The 16,382-nt window shown below is 69.1% G+C and carries 18 protein-coding genes and 1 riboswitch; of the genes, 3 read left to right on the plus strand and 15 right to left on the minus strand.

Annotated features, from left to right (window positions below):
- Position 1: 1 nt before the first annotated feature.
- The 15 genes from cobA to AC07WS_RS02630 are packed head-to-tail and all read right to left on the minus strand — an operon-like array spanning position 2 to position 11,487.
- A complete protein-coding gene (gene cobA, locus AC07WS_RS02560) occupies positions 2 to 724 on the minus strand; it encodes a uroporphyrinogen-III C-methyltransferase (protein ID WP_494727569.1) in 723 nt (240 codons plus the stop codon).
- A gap of 26 nt (positions 725 to 750) precedes the next feature.
- A complete protein-coding gene (locus AC07WS_RS02565) occupies positions 751 to 1,092 on the minus strand; it encodes a (2Fe-2S) ferredoxin domain-containing protein (RefSeq protein ID WP_117012511.1) in 342 nt (113 codons plus the stop codon).
- Complete coding sequence (cobJ, locus tag AC07WS_RS02570) at positions 1,089 to 2,072, minus strand: precorrin-3B C(17)-methyltransferase (protein ID WP_494727570.1); 984 nt, start codon at positions 2,070 to 2,072, stop codon at positions 1,089 to 1,091. Before cobJ ends, AC07WS_RS02565 begins: the two co-directional genes overlap by 4 nt.
- The gene (locus AC07WS_RS02575) at positions 2,069 to 2,473 is read right to left on the minus strand and encodes a cobalamin biosynthesis protein (protein WP_494727571.1); all 405 of its coding nucleotides are present in this window, start codon (positions 2,471 to 2,473) and stop codon (positions 2,069 to 2,071) included. The genes cobJ and AC07WS_RS02575 overlap by 4 nt, the downstream gene beginning before the upstream one ends.
- On the minus strand, positions 2,470 to 3,234 hold the full coding sequence (locus tag AC07WS_RS02580) for a cobalamin biosynthesis central domain-containing protein (protein WP_494727572.1): 765 nt from the start codon (positions 3,232 to 3,234) through the stop codon (positions 2,470 to 2,472). The genes AC07WS_RS02575 and AC07WS_RS02580 overlap by 4 nt, the downstream gene beginning before the upstream one ends.
- Complete coding sequence (cobI, locus tag AC07WS_RS02585) at positions 3,231 to 4,034, minus strand: precorrin-2 C(20)-methyltransferase (RefSeq protein WP_494727573.1); 804 nt, start codon at positions 4,032 to 4,034, stop codon at positions 3,231 to 3,233. The genes AC07WS_RS02580 and cobI overlap by 4 nt, the downstream gene beginning before the upstream one ends.
- Positions 4,027 to 5,343, minus strand: a complete 1,317-nt coding sequence (gene cbiE, locus AC07WS_RS02590) for a precorrin-6y C5,15-methyltransferase (decarboxylating) subunit CbiE (RefSeq protein WP_494727574.1) — start codon at positions 5,341 to 5,343, stop codon at positions 4,027 to 4,029. The genes cobI and cbiE overlap by 8 nt, the downstream gene beginning before the upstream one ends.
- Positions 5,344 to 5,345: 2 nt before the next feature.
- The gene (locus AC07WS_RS02595; RefSeq protein WP_494727575.1) at positions 5,346 to 6,536 is read right to left on the minus strand and encodes a cobalt-precorrin-5B (C(1))-methyltransferase; all 1,191 of its coding nucleotides are present in this window, start codon (positions 6,534 to 6,536) and stop codon (positions 5,346 to 5,348) included.
- Positions 6,533 to 7,210 (minus strand): precorrin-8X methylmutase, encoded by a 678-nt coding sequence (locus tag AC07WS_RS02600; RefSeq protein WP_494727576.1) that lies wholly within the window; start codon positions 7,208 to 7,210, stop codon positions 6,533 to 6,535. Before AC07WS_RS02600 ends, AC07WS_RS02595 begins: the two co-directional genes overlap by 4 nt.
- On the minus strand, positions 7,207 to 8,109 hold the full coding sequence (locus AC07WS_RS02605; RefSeq protein WP_494727577.1) for a sirohydrochlorin chelatase: 903 nt from the start codon (positions 8,107 to 8,109) through the stop codon (positions 7,207 to 7,209). Before AC07WS_RS02605 ends, AC07WS_RS02600 begins: the two co-directional genes overlap by 4 nt.
- Entirely contained in the window at positions 8,106 to 8,891 is a 786-nt protein-coding gene (gene cobM / locus AC07WS_RS02610; RefSeq protein WP_494727578.1) for a precorrin-4 C(11)-methyltransferase, read from the minus strand. Before cobM ends, AC07WS_RS02605 begins: the two co-directional genes overlap by 4 nt.
- Positions 8,888 to 9,745: an energy-coupling factor ABC transporter ATP-binding protein gene (locus AC07WS_RS02615; protein WP_494727579.1), complete on the minus strand. Its 858-nt coding sequence runs from the start codon at positions 9,743 to 9,745 to the stop codon at positions 8,888 to 8,890. The genes cobM and AC07WS_RS02615 overlap by 4 nt, the downstream gene beginning before the upstream one ends.
- A complete protein-coding gene (gene cbiQ, locus AC07WS_RS02620) occupies positions 9,742 to 10,476 on the minus strand; it encodes a cobalt ECF transporter T component CbiQ (RefSeq protein ID WP_494727580.1) in 735 nt (244 codons plus the stop codon). The genes AC07WS_RS02615 and cbiQ overlap by 4 nt, the downstream gene beginning before the upstream one ends.
- Positions 10,466 to 10,807, minus strand: coding sequence for an energy-coupling factor ABC transporter substrate-binding protein (locus tag AC07WS_RS02625; RefSeq protein ID WP_494727581.1), 342 nt, complete (start codon positions 10,805 to 10,807; stop codon positions 10,466 to 10,468). The genes cbiQ and AC07WS_RS02625 overlap by 11 nt, the downstream gene beginning before the upstream one ends.
- Positions 10,804 to 11,487 carry an energy-coupling factor ABC transporter permease gene (locus AC07WS_RS02630; protein WP_494727582.1) on the minus strand — a complete coding sequence of 228 codons (684 nt, stop codon included), beginning with the start codon at positions 11,485 to 11,487 and terminating at the stop codon, positions 10,804 to 10,806. Before AC07WS_RS02630 ends, AC07WS_RS02625 begins: the two co-directional genes overlap by 4 nt.
- Before the next feature lie 116 nt (positions 11,488 to 11,603).
- Positions 11,604 to 11,813, minus strand: a riboswitch (cobalamin riboswitch).
- A gap of 304 nt (positions 11,814 to 12,117) precedes the next feature.
- Here AC07WS_RS02630 and AC07WS_RS02635 point away from each other — a divergent pair.
- The 3 genes from AC07WS_RS02635 to lnt are packed head-to-tail and all read left to right on the plus strand — an operon-like array spanning position 12,118 to position 16,372.
- A complete protein-coding gene (locus AC07WS_RS02635) occupies positions 12,118 to 13,212 on the plus strand; it encodes an SGNH/GDSL hydrolase family protein (protein WP_494727583.1) in 1,095 nt (364 codons plus the stop codon).
- A 20-nt stretch (positions 13,213 to 13,232) separates the two neighbouring features.
- Positions 13,233 to 13,910 (plus strand): hypothetical protein, encoded by a 678-nt coding sequence (locus AC07WS_RS02640; RefSeq protein WP_494727584.1) that lies wholly within the window; start codon positions 13,233 to 13,235, stop codon positions 13,908 to 13,910.
- Between the two features lie 5 nt (positions 13,911 to 13,915).
- Complete coding sequence (lnt, locus tag AC07WS_RS02645) at positions 13,916 to 16,372, plus strand: apolipoprotein N-acyltransferase (RefSeq protein WP_494727585.1); 2,457 nt, start codon at positions 13,916 to 13,918, stop codon at positions 16,370 to 16,372.
- The last annotated feature ends 10 nt before the right edge of the window (positions 16,373 to 16,382 follow it).

Here is a 16,382-nt window from a genome sequence, read left to right on the forward strand (position 1 = left end):
ACTAGACTCCATCCACCGGCTGATGCGCGCGGGCGCGCATCGCCTCGCCGATCATCACCAGCACCGGGCCGGCGGGCATGCCCAGGCCCTGCGACAAGGCTGCGATGTCCATGCGGTGGATGCGCTGGTCGGCGCGGCTCACGTTCTCGATCACCACCACCGGCGTATCGGGACTGCGGCCATGCGCCAGCAGGCGTTCCGCCGTGGCGATGGCCTCCCGGCCTCCCATGTACTGCACCAGCGTGTCCGTGTTGGGGATCGCGTCGAGCTCCGCGTGCTCCGGCGCGGTGGACGAGGTGAAGAATGCCACGCTGCGCGCCACGCCGCGCTTGGTCAGCGGCTGCTTGGCCGCCGCCGCCGCCGCGACGGCCGTGGTCACGCCCGGCACGATCTCGACCTCGATGCCGGCTTGCTCCAGCGCGCGCAACTCCTCGTCGGCGCGGCCGAACAGCATCGGATCGCCGCCCTTCAAGCGCACCACCAGCGCGGCGCGCCCGGCGCATTCGACCAGGTGCTGGTTGATGATCTGCTGCGCCACCGAGCGCTGGCCGCTGCGCTTACCGACCGCGATCTTCTCGGCCTGCGGGCACAGCGCCAGCATCTCCGGCGTGACCAGCGCGTCGTGCAGCACGATGTCGGCCTGCGCCAGCAGCCGCGCGCCGCGCACGGTGATCAGGTCCTGGGCGCCGGGACCGGCGCCGATCAAATACACTTTCCCTGCCATTTGCTTCTTTCGTTGACTGCTTGCGCTCAGCTCTCGCCGGCCTGGTGGAAAATCAAGTCCTCCACCCGCTTGCCGTCGCGCAGGTGGTCGTTCACGATGCGGTCCATATTATCGGAAGTGACGTTGTAGTACCAGGTTCCATCCGGCTGCACGCAGACGATAGGCCCGCCCTTGCAGGCGGCGAAGCAGCTCACGCGGCTGCGCTTGACGCGCAACTCGCCCTCATTGAGCCCGGCCTCCTTGAGCTTTCCGCCCAGGCTGTCGAACAAGGCCTGCGACGCGCCGTCCTCGCTGCAGCGCGGGCCGGTGCACACCAGCAGGTGGCGGTGGTAGTTGCCGATCTTCGGCTTGACGACGGCGTCGGTCATGCTTCGCTCTCCTCGGCGGCGGGCGCCTCGGCTTCCCACGGTTCCTCCAGCGTGGAGCGGATGTAGTCGGCCGGCAGGCGGTGGCGCGCGGCCAGCAGCTCGATGCTGTCGCCGGCGGCGTGTTCGGCCTGCAGCGTGTCCAGCCAGCCCAATAAGCCGGTGGACAGCGAACGGCCAGCGCGTTCGCCGTCGCGGGTGGCGCCGCCTTCCTCCATGTCGTACTTGTTGGCGTAGCCGCGCGGCGTGACCATCAGGCCATGGCGCACGAAGGTGTTGCTGTTGCCGATCAAGACGGTGCTGAGCATGCCGATGTCGGCGTCGGCCATGTGGTCCAGCGTGGTGAAGACGATGTTCTGCCGGCGGCGGTAGCCGCTCTTGACGATGGCCACCGGCGTATCGGCGCGGCGATGGCGCAGGAACAGCCGCTGCGCCTCGACGATCTGGCGCGTGCGTCGGCCGCTCTTCGGGTTGTACAGCGCGACCACGAAATCGGCCATGGCCACCGCGTCCAGCCGGCGCGCGATGGTCGGCCATGGCGTCAGCAGGTCCGACAGCGAGATGGCGCAGAAATCGTGCGTGAGCGGCGCGCCGACCAGCGCCGCGCAGCTGTTGAGCGCCGAGGCGCCGGGGATGATCTCGACCTGCACCGCATCGTCCGGCGTCCAGCCGGATTGGAACAGCACCTCGTAGGTCGGCCCGGCCATGCCGTACACGCCGGCGTCGCCCGACGAGATCAGCGCCACCTTCTTGCCGGCGCGCGCCGCCTCCAGCGCGCTGACGGCGCGGTCCAGCTCCTCGGTCATGGACTTGCGGATGATCTCCTTGCCCTCGATCAGATCGGCCACCAGCTTGATGTAGGTGACGTAGCCGATCACCACGTCGGCTTCGGCGATGGCGTCGCGCGCGCGTTGGGTCATGTGCTCCACGCTGCCGGGGCCTATGCCGACCAGCATGATCTTGCCTGCGCTTGTTTCATTCATGGTTGTATCCTTGCGATGGAGACGGTGGCGTTGCGGCCATCTGCGCCTTTGTGTTTGTGTTTTTCGACGACCAGCGCGGTCATCGGCGTATCGGGTCCAGCGGCCAGCAACGCCGCCGCCTCGCTCACCGACGGCGTGCCGGTGTAGCGCCGCACGGTTTCCGACGGATGCGGCACTTCCACCGCTGCCAGTTCGTGCGCTTCATAAAAATGCAGCGGCCAGCCGTGTTCCCGCGCCAGCGCCAGCAGGGCCGCTTCGTCCTTCTTGAGCGTGATGCTGGCGGCGGCCACCACCTGCGCTGGCTGTGCGCCCGCAGCAGCCAGTGCGTCGCGCACCGCATCGCGCACGGTGTCGAGCGCCACGCCGCGGTCGCAGCCCAGGCCCATGGCGTATCGCGTCATGCCGCGTCGTCCTGCGGCGGGCGGTAGACCACCAGCCGTTCGTTGAGCGCATCCCAGCGTTCGGCCGTCACCTCTGCGTGCGTGACCCACAGCAGCGCCGCGTAGCGGTCCAGCGGCACCTCGTCGAAGCGCGCAAAGCGGTGGATGTTCTCCGGCAGCGGCGTGGGGCGGGTCCACCAGTCCGCGCTGCCGGCTTCCTGCACGAAGGCGATCGGCTCGCCGTTGACCACGTGCGCGGACACGCGCGTGATGTTGATCTTCGGCGCCTCCACCTTCCAGCCCAGGTGACGTCCGAGGATGTCGACCGGGATGGTGCGGCCGACGTCGGAGGCGGTGGTCAGCACGGGCGCGGCGCCCAGCAGGTCGGCCACGCGCTCGCTCCATTCGTTGGCGCCGCCGACGTGGCCGGACAGCACCGGGATCACATACTGGCCGGCGTCGTCGACCACGATGATGCCGGGGTCTTCGTCCTTGCTGCGCAGGTGCGGTGCGATCAGCCGCACCACGGCGCCCAGCGAGACGAAGAAGATGATCTGGTCATAGCCGGCGAACAGCGGGCCGATTTCGTCGCGCAGCGCGCCGTCGTAGGCTCGCACGGTGTTGGACGCCTCCGCGAACGTGGCGGCAAATTTGGACGAGGTGCAGATGTCCGCTTCCGGCAGGTCGGCGGCCAGGCGCGCAGCCTGCGCGGCGCCGTGTTTGGTGATGGCGACCAGGCATACGCGCGGGGCGGCCTGGTTGGTGGTGGTCGTTGTGGTCATGCGGTCTCCGTCAGAGGTTGAGGGCCGTCCTTTTTCAGGCAGCCCTTGATGCGTTCACCGCGTATGCGGTGCGTGTGTTTGACGATCAGCAGCGACAGGTAGCTGACCTTGGTGCCACGCAGAGACAGGATGTCGTTGCCGCTGAAGCGGCGCTCGTCCGGCGCGCCGACGCGTTCGATGAAGTGCGCGCCGTCCAGCAGCTCGCGCCGTTCCAGCCAGTCGATCAGCTCATCCATCAACGGCTTCACCTTCATCAGCACCAGCGTGTCGAAGTCGGGCAGCAGGCGGTCCACCGCGCTCACGCCGTAGGCGGCGGGCACGATGGCGACCGTGTCGTCCTGCTCCGCGAACGGCACCGGCACCTGCGCGCAGGCGGCGGTGAAGGCGTTGACGCCGGCGATGATCTTCACCGGCACTTCCTCATCGATCGCGCGCACGGTGCGGGCGAGGTGGCCGAAGGTGGCGTAGGTACTGGCGTCGCCCTCCACCAGGAACAGCACGTCGCGGCCGGCGCGCAGCCAGGGCAGCACGGTGTCGGCGGCCTTGAGCCATGCGCGGCCCAGCTTTTCGCCGTCGTGCGTCATGGGGAACAGCAGCTGCGTGTGCTGCTCCGGCGGCGGCAGGCCGGCGCGCTGCACGATGTCGAACGCGTAGCTTGGCGTCTTGCCGCTGCGGGCAGGGTAGACCCAGATGGTGTCGCGCCGCTGCAGCGCATCCCACGCGGCGCGTGTGATCAGGCCGGGATCGCCGGGGCCGAGCGAGATGCCCCACAGGGTGCCGGGTTTGGTCATCTCACTCATCGGCGGCCACCTTCGCGTCGGCGCGGCGGGCGCAGACGATCCACACGGGATTTTCGGCGGCCATGCGATGCATGTGCAAAATCGGCTTGCTGCGCGCAGCCTGCAGCTGCAGCACGTCCCACTCCACGCCTGCCAGCGCTTGCAGCGTGGCGGTGGCGGTGGCGAGATTTTCCAGCGTGACGAAGTTCATCACCAGCGTGCCGCGCGGGCGCAGGCGCGCGGCCACGCCGGCGATCAGGCCGGCCAGTTCGCCGCCCGAGCCGCCGATGAACACCGCGTCCGGATCGGGCCACGCATCCAGCCCTTCCGGCGCTTTGCCGAGGTACAGGCTGTAGTTGCTGACGCCGAAGGCCGCGTGGTTCTGTCCCGCGATGGCGAAATCGGCTTCGTTCTTTTCGGTCGCGTAGACGTGGCCTTGCGGGCAAAGCCGCGCCGCCTCCAGGCCCACCGATCCCGAGCCGGCGCCGATGTCCCACACCACGCTGTCGGCGCGCAGCTGCAGGCGCGCCAGGCTCACGGCGCGCACCTCCTGCTTGGTGATCAGTCCTTTCTCCGGTTGCCGCTGCACGAACTCCGCGTCGGCAAGGCCGAAGCGCACCGGCTGCGCCGCCGGCGTTACGCGCCACAGCAGCACCACGTTCAGCGCGGCGAAGCGCATGCCGGCCGCTTGCTGCGGCGTGAGCTCGGCCAGCACGCGCTCCTCTGGTTGCAGCAGGTTCTCCGCCACCGCCATCAGGAAATCGTCGCCCAGGCCTTCGGCCAGCAGCAAGCGCGCGATGCGGTCGGGGCTGTTGTCGGGACTGGTCAGCACCAGCAGGCGCGCATGCTGGCGCGTCGCCTGGGCCAGCGCGTACAGGCCGTGGCTTGGCACGCTGCCGCGCTGCCATTCGCCGGCGTCGCGTGCGTGCACGGAGACGATGCGCGCATCCTGCCACGCCAGCCCGATGCGCGCGCACGCCAGCTGCAGCGTCGACAGGTTGGGCAGGATGTCCAGCGCCTCCACGCACAGGTGCTGCGCCAGATAGGGCGCGATGCCGTGGCACAGCGGATCGCCGGTCGCCAGCACCACGCAGGACAGGTTGTCGGCCCGCGCGGCGCGCACCCATTCGGGTACTTCCTTCAGTTTGCCGGTGAGGTCGTGGCGCATGGCGCCGGGCTTGAACTCGCGCTCCAGCAGGGCCAGCGTGCGGGCGCCGCCGATCAACACGTCGGCGCTGCGCAGCAGGGCCAGCGCGGTGGGACTCAGGCTGGCGATGCCGTCATCGAGCACGCCGATAACGCGGCAGGGGTTGGGGTCTTGTGTATGCATGCTTATGCTTCCGGTAGATGATCGATGCCGATGCGGCCGGCGCTGGCGGGCCGCTCATGCGGCTCGGCTGGGGCCGACCACACGTCGGCCACTTGCACGCCGCTGAAATCGCACACCAGCACGCGCAGCTGGAACGCGCGGCCGTAGCGCTCCGGCGCGGTCAGGGTGTCGATGGCGGCTTGCGCCAGCGCGTGGTGGAAGGCGTCGCCGAGGCCGCGCTCCACCATCAGCTCCGCGCCGAAGCGCGCGGTTTCGGCGGCGGCCATGGCGGCGCAGTCTTCCTCCGATGCGCCGATGCGGCGCGCCACCTCGGCCACCAGGTCGGTATCGACCTCGCTGCGGTTGGCGTGGGTGATAGTTTCGCCCTGCGCGATCTTGGTCAGCTTGCCCACCATGACGGCCATCACCACCAGCTGTATGCCCTGCGCGACCACTTCATCGAGCGCGTAGCGCAGGAAGTCGCCCATCTGCACGAAGCAGGCCGACGGCAGCTCCGGGCGTTCCGCGCGCAGCGCGGTCATGGCGAAGGTTTCGGTGCGGCCGCCGGTGGTCAGCGCCACCACGCCGTGGCCTGCGGTGGCGGCAACCTGTATGCCCTGCACCACGCTGGCGCGCCAGGCGGCGGTCGAATACGGCTTGACGATGCCGGTGGTGCCGAGGATGCTGATGCCGCCCAGGATGCCCAGGCGGGCATTGGTGGTCTTCTTTGCCATCACCTGGCCGTCCGGCACGCTGATGGTCACTTCGATGCCGTGTTGCGCCAGCAGTTCCGGCGCGGCTTCGCGCAGGTTGTCGGCGATGTTCTTGCGCGGGGCGGGGTTGATCGCCGGGCCGCCCACTTCCAGGCCCAGGCCTTTCATCGTGACCGTGCCGACGCCGTCGCCCGCCACGTAGGTCACCTCGCCGGCCTGGCCGGGCAGCAGGCGCAGGTCGACCGTCATGTGGGCGCCGTCGGTGCAATCGGGATCGTCGCCGGCGAATTTGACGACCATGGCGTGCGCGCGGCCTGGCTCGCAGCGGCCGTCGTGGATGGCGAACACCACGCGGCTGCCATTGGGCAGCAGGCTCTCGATTTCTTCCGGCACCCGTCCATGGACGAGGCCCAGCACCGCCGCGCGCGCTGCGGCCGCGGAGCAGGCGCCGGTGGTGAAACCGGTGCGGGTGCCACGTTCGGCAGCCGCTTTCTCCTTCATGCCATGGCCTTTTGACGTGCTTCGGCCAACGCCAGCAGCGCGTGCAGCGTGGCGACAACCAGCGTGGAACCGCCCTTGCGGCCACGGATGACGATCCACGGCACGTCGCCGACTTCGGCCATCAAGTCCTTGGATTCGGCGGCGGAGACGAAGCCCACCGGCATGCCGACTACCAGCGCCGGGCGCACGCCTTCCTCGCGGATCAGGCGCACCAGCTCAATCAGCGCGGTGGGCGCGTTGCCGATGCCGATGACGGCCTTGTCCAGCAAGCCCAGTCGATGCGCCTTGCGCATGGCCTGCACGGCGCGGGTGGTGTCTTCCTTTTGCGCGGTTTCGATGACGTCGGCGTCGCTGATGAACTGGTGGGTCTTCATGCCAAAGTGCGCAAGGCGTGGCTGCGACAGGCCGGAGCAGATCATCTCCACGTCGGCCACCACCGGCGCGCCGCCGGCCAGCATGGCGTTGATGCCGGCTTCCACCGCGTCCGGGTGGAAGGCGGTGAGGCCGTTGAAGTCGAAGTCCGCGTTGGCGTGGATCATGCGGCGCACGATGGGCCACTGGCTTTCGGTGTAACTGTGTGGGCCGGCTTCGGCGTCGATGATGGCGAAGCTGTCATGCTCGATCAGCTGCCCGGCGCGGGTCAGCTGTTCGGTAACGGTGTTCACGGTGCTCATGCCGGCTGCGCCTCCGCGTGGTCGTGATGCGGGTGCACGTGAACCTCGTGCGTGTGCGCGTGCGAGTGGCCGTGGCCCAGGTCATGCGCGATCTCGCGGTAGCTGCAGCCGTCGCAGGGCAGGCGGCTGTCCGGCACGCCGGCGCGCAGGTCTTCCACGCGCTGGTCCATCAGTTCGAAGATTTCGTTCTCGAAGCCGAAATGCTCGGAGCAGGCGAAGCGCACCTGCGGATACTGGCCGCGCAGATGCTCGACCTGGCGGTGTATGCGCTGCATCAGGGTGCCGGTGTACAGGTAGTAGGGCAGCACCACGATCTGGCGCATGCCCAGCGTGACCTGGCGCTGCACCACTTTCTCAAGGCGCGGCCAGGTGATGCCGGTGAAGGCCAGGTCGACCAGCTCATGGTCGCCTTCCTCCAGCAGCCAGCGTGCCATCTTGGCCATCTCGCCGTTGGCGCCACGATCGGACGAGCCGCGTCCCAGCACCACCACGCCGGTGCTGGTCGGATCGGGCATGTCCAGCGCGTTCATGGCCTTGCGCAGGCGGCGCTTGAGGATCGCCAGGATAGGATCGCAGGCGGTGAGGTGCGGCGCCAGCAGTATCTCGGTCTGCGGACAGGCCAGCCGCGCGTGCTCGATCGCTTCCGGGATCTCCATCTTGACGTGGCCGGCCGCGTTCAGGATCAGCGGCACCACCAGCACGCGGCGCGAGCTGCGCGCGGCGTCCAGCAGCGCGGCGTTCATTTCCGGTGGGGCGAATTCGATGAAGCACAACTCGATGCGCCAATCCGGGCGGCGCGCGCGCCATTGGCTGGTGAATTCACGGATCTCCTGGTTGCCGGAGTCCTCGCGGGAACCATGGCCGACAATCAGGATTGTGTCCTTGCTTACTGGGTTCATGCGCTCGCCTTTCTGAAACGATGGGTAAATGTGGGGTCATACAACTTGGAGCGCGCCAGCGTCTCCCAATGCAGCGCGCCCAGGGTGGGGCTGGCGACGATCATCGCCTGGCTGGCGATGCCGGCCTCCCGGCAGCGTTGCTTGATGTCGGCCAGCGTGCCGCGCACGATCTTCTGCTCACCGGGCCAGCTGGCCTTGTGCACCACCAGCATTGGCGCGTCCTCGGCCCAGCCGGCGGCGCGCAGCGCGGTTTCCACCTTGTGCATCAGCGTGATCGACAGGAAGATGCAAAGCGTGGTGCGGTGCGCGGCCAGGCTGGCCAGGTCTTCGCCTTCCGGCATCGGCGTGCGGCCCTCGACGCGGGTGAGGATGACGGTCTGCGTCACCTCGGGCAGCGTCATGGATTCGCCGGCCGCCGCCATCGAGGCCATCGCGGACGACACGCCCGGCACCACGGACCATTCGATGCCGGCGTCGGCGAGGGGGCGCGCCAGTTCGATCAGCGCGCCGTACAGCGCGGGATCGCCGGTCTGCAGGCGCACTACGGTGGCGTGGTTGCGCGCCTGTTCGATCAGCCATGCGGTCATTTCTTCCAGCGTCATGTCCTTGGAATCGCGGATGGCGCAGCCGGGCGGCGCGTACAGCGTGACGGCGCGGTCCACCAGCGAACCGGCGAACAGCACGGCGCCAGCCTGCGACAGCAGCTTCTGGCCTTTGACGGTGATCAGTTCCGGGTCGCCCGGGCCTGCGCCCACGAACCAGATTTTGCCGAGAGATGTCATGCGGTGATTACTCCTGAATGTTTTTGTGCGCGCAGCGTGTCGAGCAAGGCGTCGACGCTGCGCGGTGCGGGGCCGGCCGGCAGCACGCCGAGATCGACCAGTTCCGCGTGCAGCGCCAGCGCGGCCGGGGGACGCTGGCCGGCGGCGTGCAGCACGTCGGCCTGCGCGCACAGCGTCTGCGCCGGGCCGGAGGCGATGCAGCGGCCGGCCGCCATGACGTGGATGTCGTCCGCCCAGCGGAAGGCGAAATCGATGTCGTGCGTGGACAGCAGCACGGTGACGCCGCGCGCGGCCAGGCCGTCGAGCAGGGCGGCGAGTTCGGTTTGCATGGGCGCGTCGAGGCCGGCCATGGGTTCGTCCAGCAGCAGCACGTCCGGTTCCATCGCCAGCACGCCGGCGATGCAGACGCGCTTCTTCTGGCCGAAGCTCAGTTGATGCACGGCGCGGCGCGCGTGACTGCGCAAGCCCACCGCATCCAGCGCGGCGGCCACGCGGGCGCGCACCTCGTCCGCATCCAGGCCGAGGTTGAGCGGGCCGAAAGAGACGTCCTCCTCGACCAGCGCCGAAAACAGCTGGCGATCCGGGTTCTGGAACACCAGTCCCACGCGGCTGCGCAGCGCCGTGAGTCCTGCGCGGCTGTAGTCGAAGGGGTGGCCGTCGATGCGCAGCAGGCCGGCGGTGGGGCGCAGCAGGCCGTTCAGGTGCTGCAGCACGGTGGTCTTGCCCGCGCCGTTCGCGCCCAGCAGCGCGTAGCGGCGGCCACGCTGCAGCGTCAGGCTGCAATCGTGCAGGCCCTTGCTGCCGTCCGGGTAGACGTGGGCGACGGTTTGCAGTTCCAGTATCGGGACGTTCACAGGCGGTCTCCCACGGCCAGCGCCACCAGCAACGCGCCGGCCAGCGCGGCCAGCGCGAACTGGCGGCGCGCCTGCGGATAGACCACCGGCAGGAAGCGCAGCGCGCCCTGGCAGACGCGCGCGTCCGCCGCTATTTGCAGCGCTGCGGCGCGCTGCCACACCTGCACCGCCATCTGCCCCGCCAGCAGGCCGGTCGAGCGCCATGCCTGGCGCCAGCCGCGATAGCCGAGGCGCGCGCTTTGCGCGGTTATGCTTTCGTCCCACGCCTGGCGCAGCACGAACAGCATGCGGTAGCACAGCACCATCATGTCGAGCAGCAGTTCCGGCATGCGCAGGCGGCGCATGAGCGCGAGCAGGCCGGGCATCGGTGTGCTGAGCACCAGCCCTGACAGCGCAGCCAGCATGGCCAGCGACCGCAATGCGGTGTGGACCACGACCGGCAGCATGGCGCCGGACCAGCGCCAGTCGCCCTGCGCGTCGGGGCCGAACAGCATGGCCACGCAGGAGAGCAGCAGGAAGCCGAGCGGCGGCAGCACGGTGGCGGCGTAGGCGCGCAGCGGGACGCGCGCGCCCACCAGGGCGGTCAGCACCAGCACGGAAGTCAGCGCCGCCAGCGCGGCCGGACTGCGGGCCACCCATGCGGCGACCACGCCGGCCAGCGCAAACAGTGCCTTGGCCGACGGCGCAACATCGCGCCAGCGGCTGGCGTACGCGGTCGACTCAATCAGCACGGCGGTCCTGCTGGGAGGCGGCCTCGCGGCGCGCGCGTTCGCGGGCCACGGACGTGCCGAGCCAAAAACCGATCACGCCGGCGCCGATGGCCGCCTGCAGCGCGAACAGCAGCGACGCGATTTCATCGCTGGCCGGCTCGAACACGGGTGTGAACCAGGGCTTGTAGCCGGGAGCGATGGCGCCGATGGCCTGCTGCGCGCGATTGTCCGCGCCGGTGAAGATGGCCGGCGCTTCGCCGCCGGAAGTGGCCGGCGGCGCGGTGGCCAGCCACAAAGGCAGCACCGTCAACAGCACCAGCGTCAGGCAGATCAACCAGGTGCGCGCCTTCATGCGCCACCCTTGCGCGCGCCGAGCGTCATCACCGGCAGCGCGCGCAGCTCGTGCGCGTTGAAGCGGACCATCGCGTTCACCACCAGCAGCGTGAGCAGGCCTTCGCTGATGGCGATCGGCACCTGCGTCAGCGCGAAGATGCCGGCGAACTTGAAGAACGAAACGCTAAAGCCGCCCACGGCGGCAGGGAAGGCCAGCGCCAGTTGGATCGAGGTGGTCACATACGTCGCCAGGTCGCCCAGGCAGGCGGCCAGGAACACCGCCGGCGACCGCGTGAAGCCCAGCGCCGACGCCGCGCGCAGCACGCCGTACGACACGAACGGCCCGACGATCGCCATCGAAAACACGTTCGCGCCCAGCGTCGTCAGGCCGCCGTGGGCCATCAGCAGCGCCTGGAACATCAGCACCACAAAGCCCACCGGCACCATCGCGGCTGGCCCGAACAGGGCGGCCCCCAGACCGACGCCGGTCGGATGCGAACAACTGCCCGTCACCGACGGCAGCTTCAGGGCGGACAGCAGGAACGCGAACGCGGCCGCCACGCCGAGCAGCATGCGCCGCTCGGGATGCGATTGCAGGTCGCGGCCGATGGAGCGCAAGCCCCAGGCCAGAAAAGGCAAGGAAACGGCTGCCCAGCCGAGCGCGTGCGCCGGAGGCAAAAAGCCTTCCATGATATGCATTCGAATCCTCCCGTCGAATGGTTATACGGACACCACGCGGGAGATGAAAGACGGTCGACGGAGACACGGGAACGTGCGCAACTGGTCGATAGCGAATTCCCGTCACCCCGCGGAGATGATGCTGATTTTTTTGGGCCGGTATTCTGGCTGACCTTCGTCCTTCTCCGTGTCTTCCCGCGGTTTATGGCAGTGACGTGATGACGGAGTCGTCTGGCTTACAGCAGCGGGGGCTGCACCGGAATGGCCGCGTGTTTCAGCGGCTTCACCGGTTTCCCGTTTAACGAACGCTCCAAGGAGACGCTCGCACCCAAGCATTGATCTTACACTAACGTTGCGCAATGTGCCAACATCGCAGGCTGTGATCGCCGTGCCACAGGCGGCCGGTCCTGTGGAGACATTCGCTAGTTCTTGCGAGACAGCCACGCAACGCCGGCACGCCAGCGCCGCTTCCGGGGTAATATGAACTGTTTGCTAACATTGCGTCGGCAAGCGATATCACGCAGTTGAAGTGGACGAGGGCAGCCAGGCCGCCGCGACGTGATGGCTCGCGCGGGCGAGGTTGCTGTTCGTCGTAACAGGAGAACAACCCACCATACGCCATCTTGCAGAGACTCTGATCGGAGACACCCCATGCCGTACACCCGCTTTCACAAGAAGTCGTTGCCTACGCTGCTGTCCTCACTCTTCCTGCTCGCCGTCGGGCACCACGCGGCGGCCAGCACCCTGAACCAAAACGTTTCCTGGACCATAGACCGGCCCGGCACCTCCACCGTCTACCGCGTGGTGGCCTACGGCGATTCGATCTTCGCCGGCTACAACGGCTCCATCACCAGCGCGGCCAAGTACTCGGCGCCGACGGTGGACGCGGAATACCTGTCCGCGCTGTGGAACGCCGACATCGAGAGCGTGCGCCGCACCAAGTCCGGCGCGGTGGCCTCGGACGTGTACAACAACAAGATCGTGGCCGAGCGTTCGTATATGCAAGCGAGTAACACCCGCGTGGTGGCCTTCGAGATGTGCGGCAACGACGGCCTGCAGGCCCGCACCGCCTTCAAGGGCCAGACCGGCACCTGCGACGACAGCGTGCTGACCGCCGCTGAAAGCAGCTGCAAGACCTACGTCGGCGCGGCGATGGACTACATCAACGCCAACGCCTATTCCGGCGTCAAGGTCAAGCTGGTGTCCAACCTGCACTATCCCGGCTACGATGCCGACAACGTCCAGAGCTCGTGCAAGGACGCCTCCACCGGCAAGACCGTGAACATGCAGGACAAGTTCCTTCCGTCGCTGGCGCGGATCAACTTCGCCATGTGCGATCTGGCGCGCCAGAAGGGCTTCGCCTGCGCGGACAACTTCGCGCAGTACATGGGCGCCGACTACGACAGCAACAACGACGGCAAGATCGACTCCGAGGCGCTGCGCTACGTCGCCGGCGAGAGCCAGTCCAGCTATGTCACGCGCATCACCACCACGCTGCGCTCGACGCTGCGCGACGCCAATACGCACTTCGTCTCGTCCGGCAGCAGCTACGACTACATCCAGTCCGACGACACCCATCCGACCTACAGCGGCAGCACCGTCACGGCCGGCCTGTTCGGCGGCAGCACGGGTTCGGGCGCGCCGCGCTACACGTCCTTCTCGGCCGGTAAAAACCCGATCTGGAACCAGTACGGCCACGAGCGGATGGGCTGGGCGGTGTCGACCTACAACGTCGCAACGCCTTGATGCGTGGGTGAGCTGATCCCTTGGACAAGCCTCCCGAGCGGCCAGAGGCCGGCAGCGAGACACCGGGCGCCGGCCGCGCCTGGCGTCCGCGCGCCGGTCTGCTGGCCGTGGCGCTGATGCTGGCGGTGATCGGCTGCGGCGTGTTGATCTACCTGGTCACCACGCCCGATCCCGGCATCGCGGCCGCTGGCGCGCCGCCGCCGGCTCCGGCCAGCGCGCCGGTGGCCGCCGGGCCGCCGCCCGTGCCCGCGCCTGCCGCGCCGCAGGGCTCCGCGCAGAATCCGCAGCGCCCGCCGGAAGGCGACGCCGACCCGACCCGCGACCTGAAAAGCTACGTGCCACGCGGCGCCAACCCGACCATGCCCGAAGTGATCGAACGCCTGCATGAACGCGGCGTGTACAGCGGCCTCGGCGCGTTTTCGCCGCCGGGCACGCGTCCGCCCAAGGTCGGGCTGGCGGTGCCCGAGGACTTCGAGCTGCCGCCCGGCTACGTGCGCCATCACCAGGCCACCGACGACGGCCAGCGCATCGAAGCGATCCTGATGTTCGCGCCGGATTTCCAACTGTACGACGCCGCCCACAATCCGATCGCCATGCCCAAGGACCGCGTGGTGCCGCCCGAGCTGGCGCCGCCCGGACTGCCGATCCGGCGCATCGTGATTCCCCCGCCCATCGAACCGGCCGCACCCGGCCGCTGAACCGCATGCGACAACTATTGAATTCCTCCCCGGCGCGCATGGCGGCCGGTATTTGTGTGAGCGCCGTCCTGTCGGCCCTGTACGCGCGCGGCGGCCCCGGCTGGCTGCTGGGCTTCGTGATGCTGGCGCCGTGGCTGTGCACGCTGAACGCGAGCCGCTCGCTGGCCGCGTCGCTGGGCTCGGCCTATTTGATGTCGCTGACCTTCACGGCGGCCGCCTTCGGCTGGTTCGGCACCGCCTTTGGACGCTACACGCACGCCGGCGCGGGCACCGGCCTGGCCGTGCTGCTGCTGGCCGCGCCGCTGTTCCAGCCGCAGTTCCTGGTGTTCGCGCTGGTGCGCTATGTGAGCGGACGCTGGCATGGCCCGCTGCTGCGCGCGCTGGCGGCCGCCGCATCGTGGGTGGCGGCGGAATGGCTGCTGCCCAAGCTGCTCGGCGACACGCTGGGCTACGGCCTGTATCCGTCGCAGCTGATGCGCCAGGGCGCGGCCGTGGGCGGCGCCGCCGGCCTGACCGTGCTGCTGTTGCTGGCCAACGAAGGCGTCGCGGCGGCGCTGGCGCGGCGTCGCGACGGCTGGCGTGCCATCGCACGGCCGCTCGCGCTGGCCGCGCTGGGACCGCTGCTGCTGGCGGGCTACGGCCTGGCGTCGATGCCGGACGGCGCCGCCGCCGGCAAGCCTTTGCGCATGGGTCTGGTGCAGTCCAACCTCGTCGATTACGAAGGCTTGCGCCAGCAGAAGGGCGCGCGCGCCGTGGTGCGCGAGGTGCTCGACACCCACTTCGCCATGAGCTACGACGTCGTGGTGCGGCGCCACGCCGACGCGGTGCTGTGGTCGGAGACCGCCTATCCCACCACCTTCGGCCATCCCAAGAGCGCAGCCGGCGCCGAGTTCGACCGCGAGATTCTCGCCAACGTCCGCGCGGCCGGCGTGCCCTTCGTGTTCGGCACCTACGATATCGACAGCGACGGCGAATACAACGCGGCCGCCTTCGTGCAGCCCACCGGCCTGACGGGCTTCTATCGCAAGACGCGGCTGTTCCCCTTCACCGAATACGTGCCGTCGTGGCTGGACGGCCCGCAACTGCGGCGCCTGCTGCCGTGGACCGGCAACTGGCGGGCGGGCAATGGCGCGCGGGTCTTTCCGCTGCGCCTGGCCGACGGCCGCGAGATCCCCGTGCTGCCGCTGATCTGCCTCGACGATGTCGACGCCGGCCTGGCGATCAACGGTGCCAGGCTGGGCGCGCAAGCCATCCTGACGATGTCGAACGATTCCTGGTTCAGCGACGATCCCGAGGGCGCGCGGCTGCACCAGGCGGCGGCGGCGTTCCGCAGCATCGAGACGCGGCTGCCGCAATTTCGCGTCACCACCAACGGCTACAGCGCGGTGTTCGACGCGGCCGGCAACATCCTGGCCGGCACGCGCATGGGCGAACCGGCGCTGGTGGTGGCGGAATTGCGCGTGAGCCGGCCGGCGCCGACCCTGATGGTGCGCTGGGGCGACTGGGTCGGACGGGCTGCCGGCGTGTTCCTGCTGTTGCTGGCGGCACGGGCGGCCATACCATCGTGGCGCCCGCAAACGGAGGATGCGGCGTCGCCGGCCCGGCCCGCCATGCGCTTTCCGATCCGGGTAGCGGTGCTGCCGCCGGCGGCACGGGGCGCGGCGGCGCTGTTGCGCGTCATCGCGCGCGCCGGCCTGCTCGGCATCTGCGTGGCGCTGCTGCTGAACGAACCGTTGCGGACCAACACGCTGGCGCAAATCCGCCTGTTCGCCGGACTCTTCCTCGCGCCGGAGGCCGCCTCGTGGTGTGTGCTGCTGGCGTTTTCCGCGCAAGCGTCGCTCAGCGGCACGGCGCTGGTGCTGACGCGGGGCGCGCAGCGCATCGAACTGGCGCTGGGCGACATCGCTTCTGTCGAGCTGTGGCGCCTGCCGATTCCCGGCGCCGGCGTCGCGCTGCGTCTGGCGTCGGGACAGCGCTGGCGTTATGGCCTGGCGATGGCCAATCCGCTGGCGTTCGCCGCCGCGCTGGCTGAGGCCGGCGTCCCGCGCAGCCTGGAGCGATCCGGCGCGGTGATGGGCGTGTATGCACGCGCGCGGCTGGCGCTGCGGCGCCGCAAGCTCGACCTGCCGCTGGCCAAGTTCGTGGTGCTGCCGCTGGCGCTGGCCATTCCGGCTTTCCACCTGCATCAGCATATTGCCTACGGCAGCGCCTTCGGCGAGTATTACACCTTTGGCCTGAAGGCTTATCTGCTGGCTTTCGCGCTGTGGTGGGCGGCGTGGTCCATCGGCGTGGTGCTGAGCGCGGCGCTGCTGCGTGCGGCGATCGAAGCCGGCACGCTGCTGGCCGCGTTGCTGCGGCCTGGACGTGCCGTCGAGGTGCGCGGCTGGCTGGAGCGCGCCGGTCGCCTGGCGCTGTATCTCGGCCTGCCGGGATGGCTGCTGGTGAACCTGTTTGGCGCCTAGAATTCACGAA

The organism is Duganella sp. GW821-FHT01E12 (assembly GCF_059422325.1).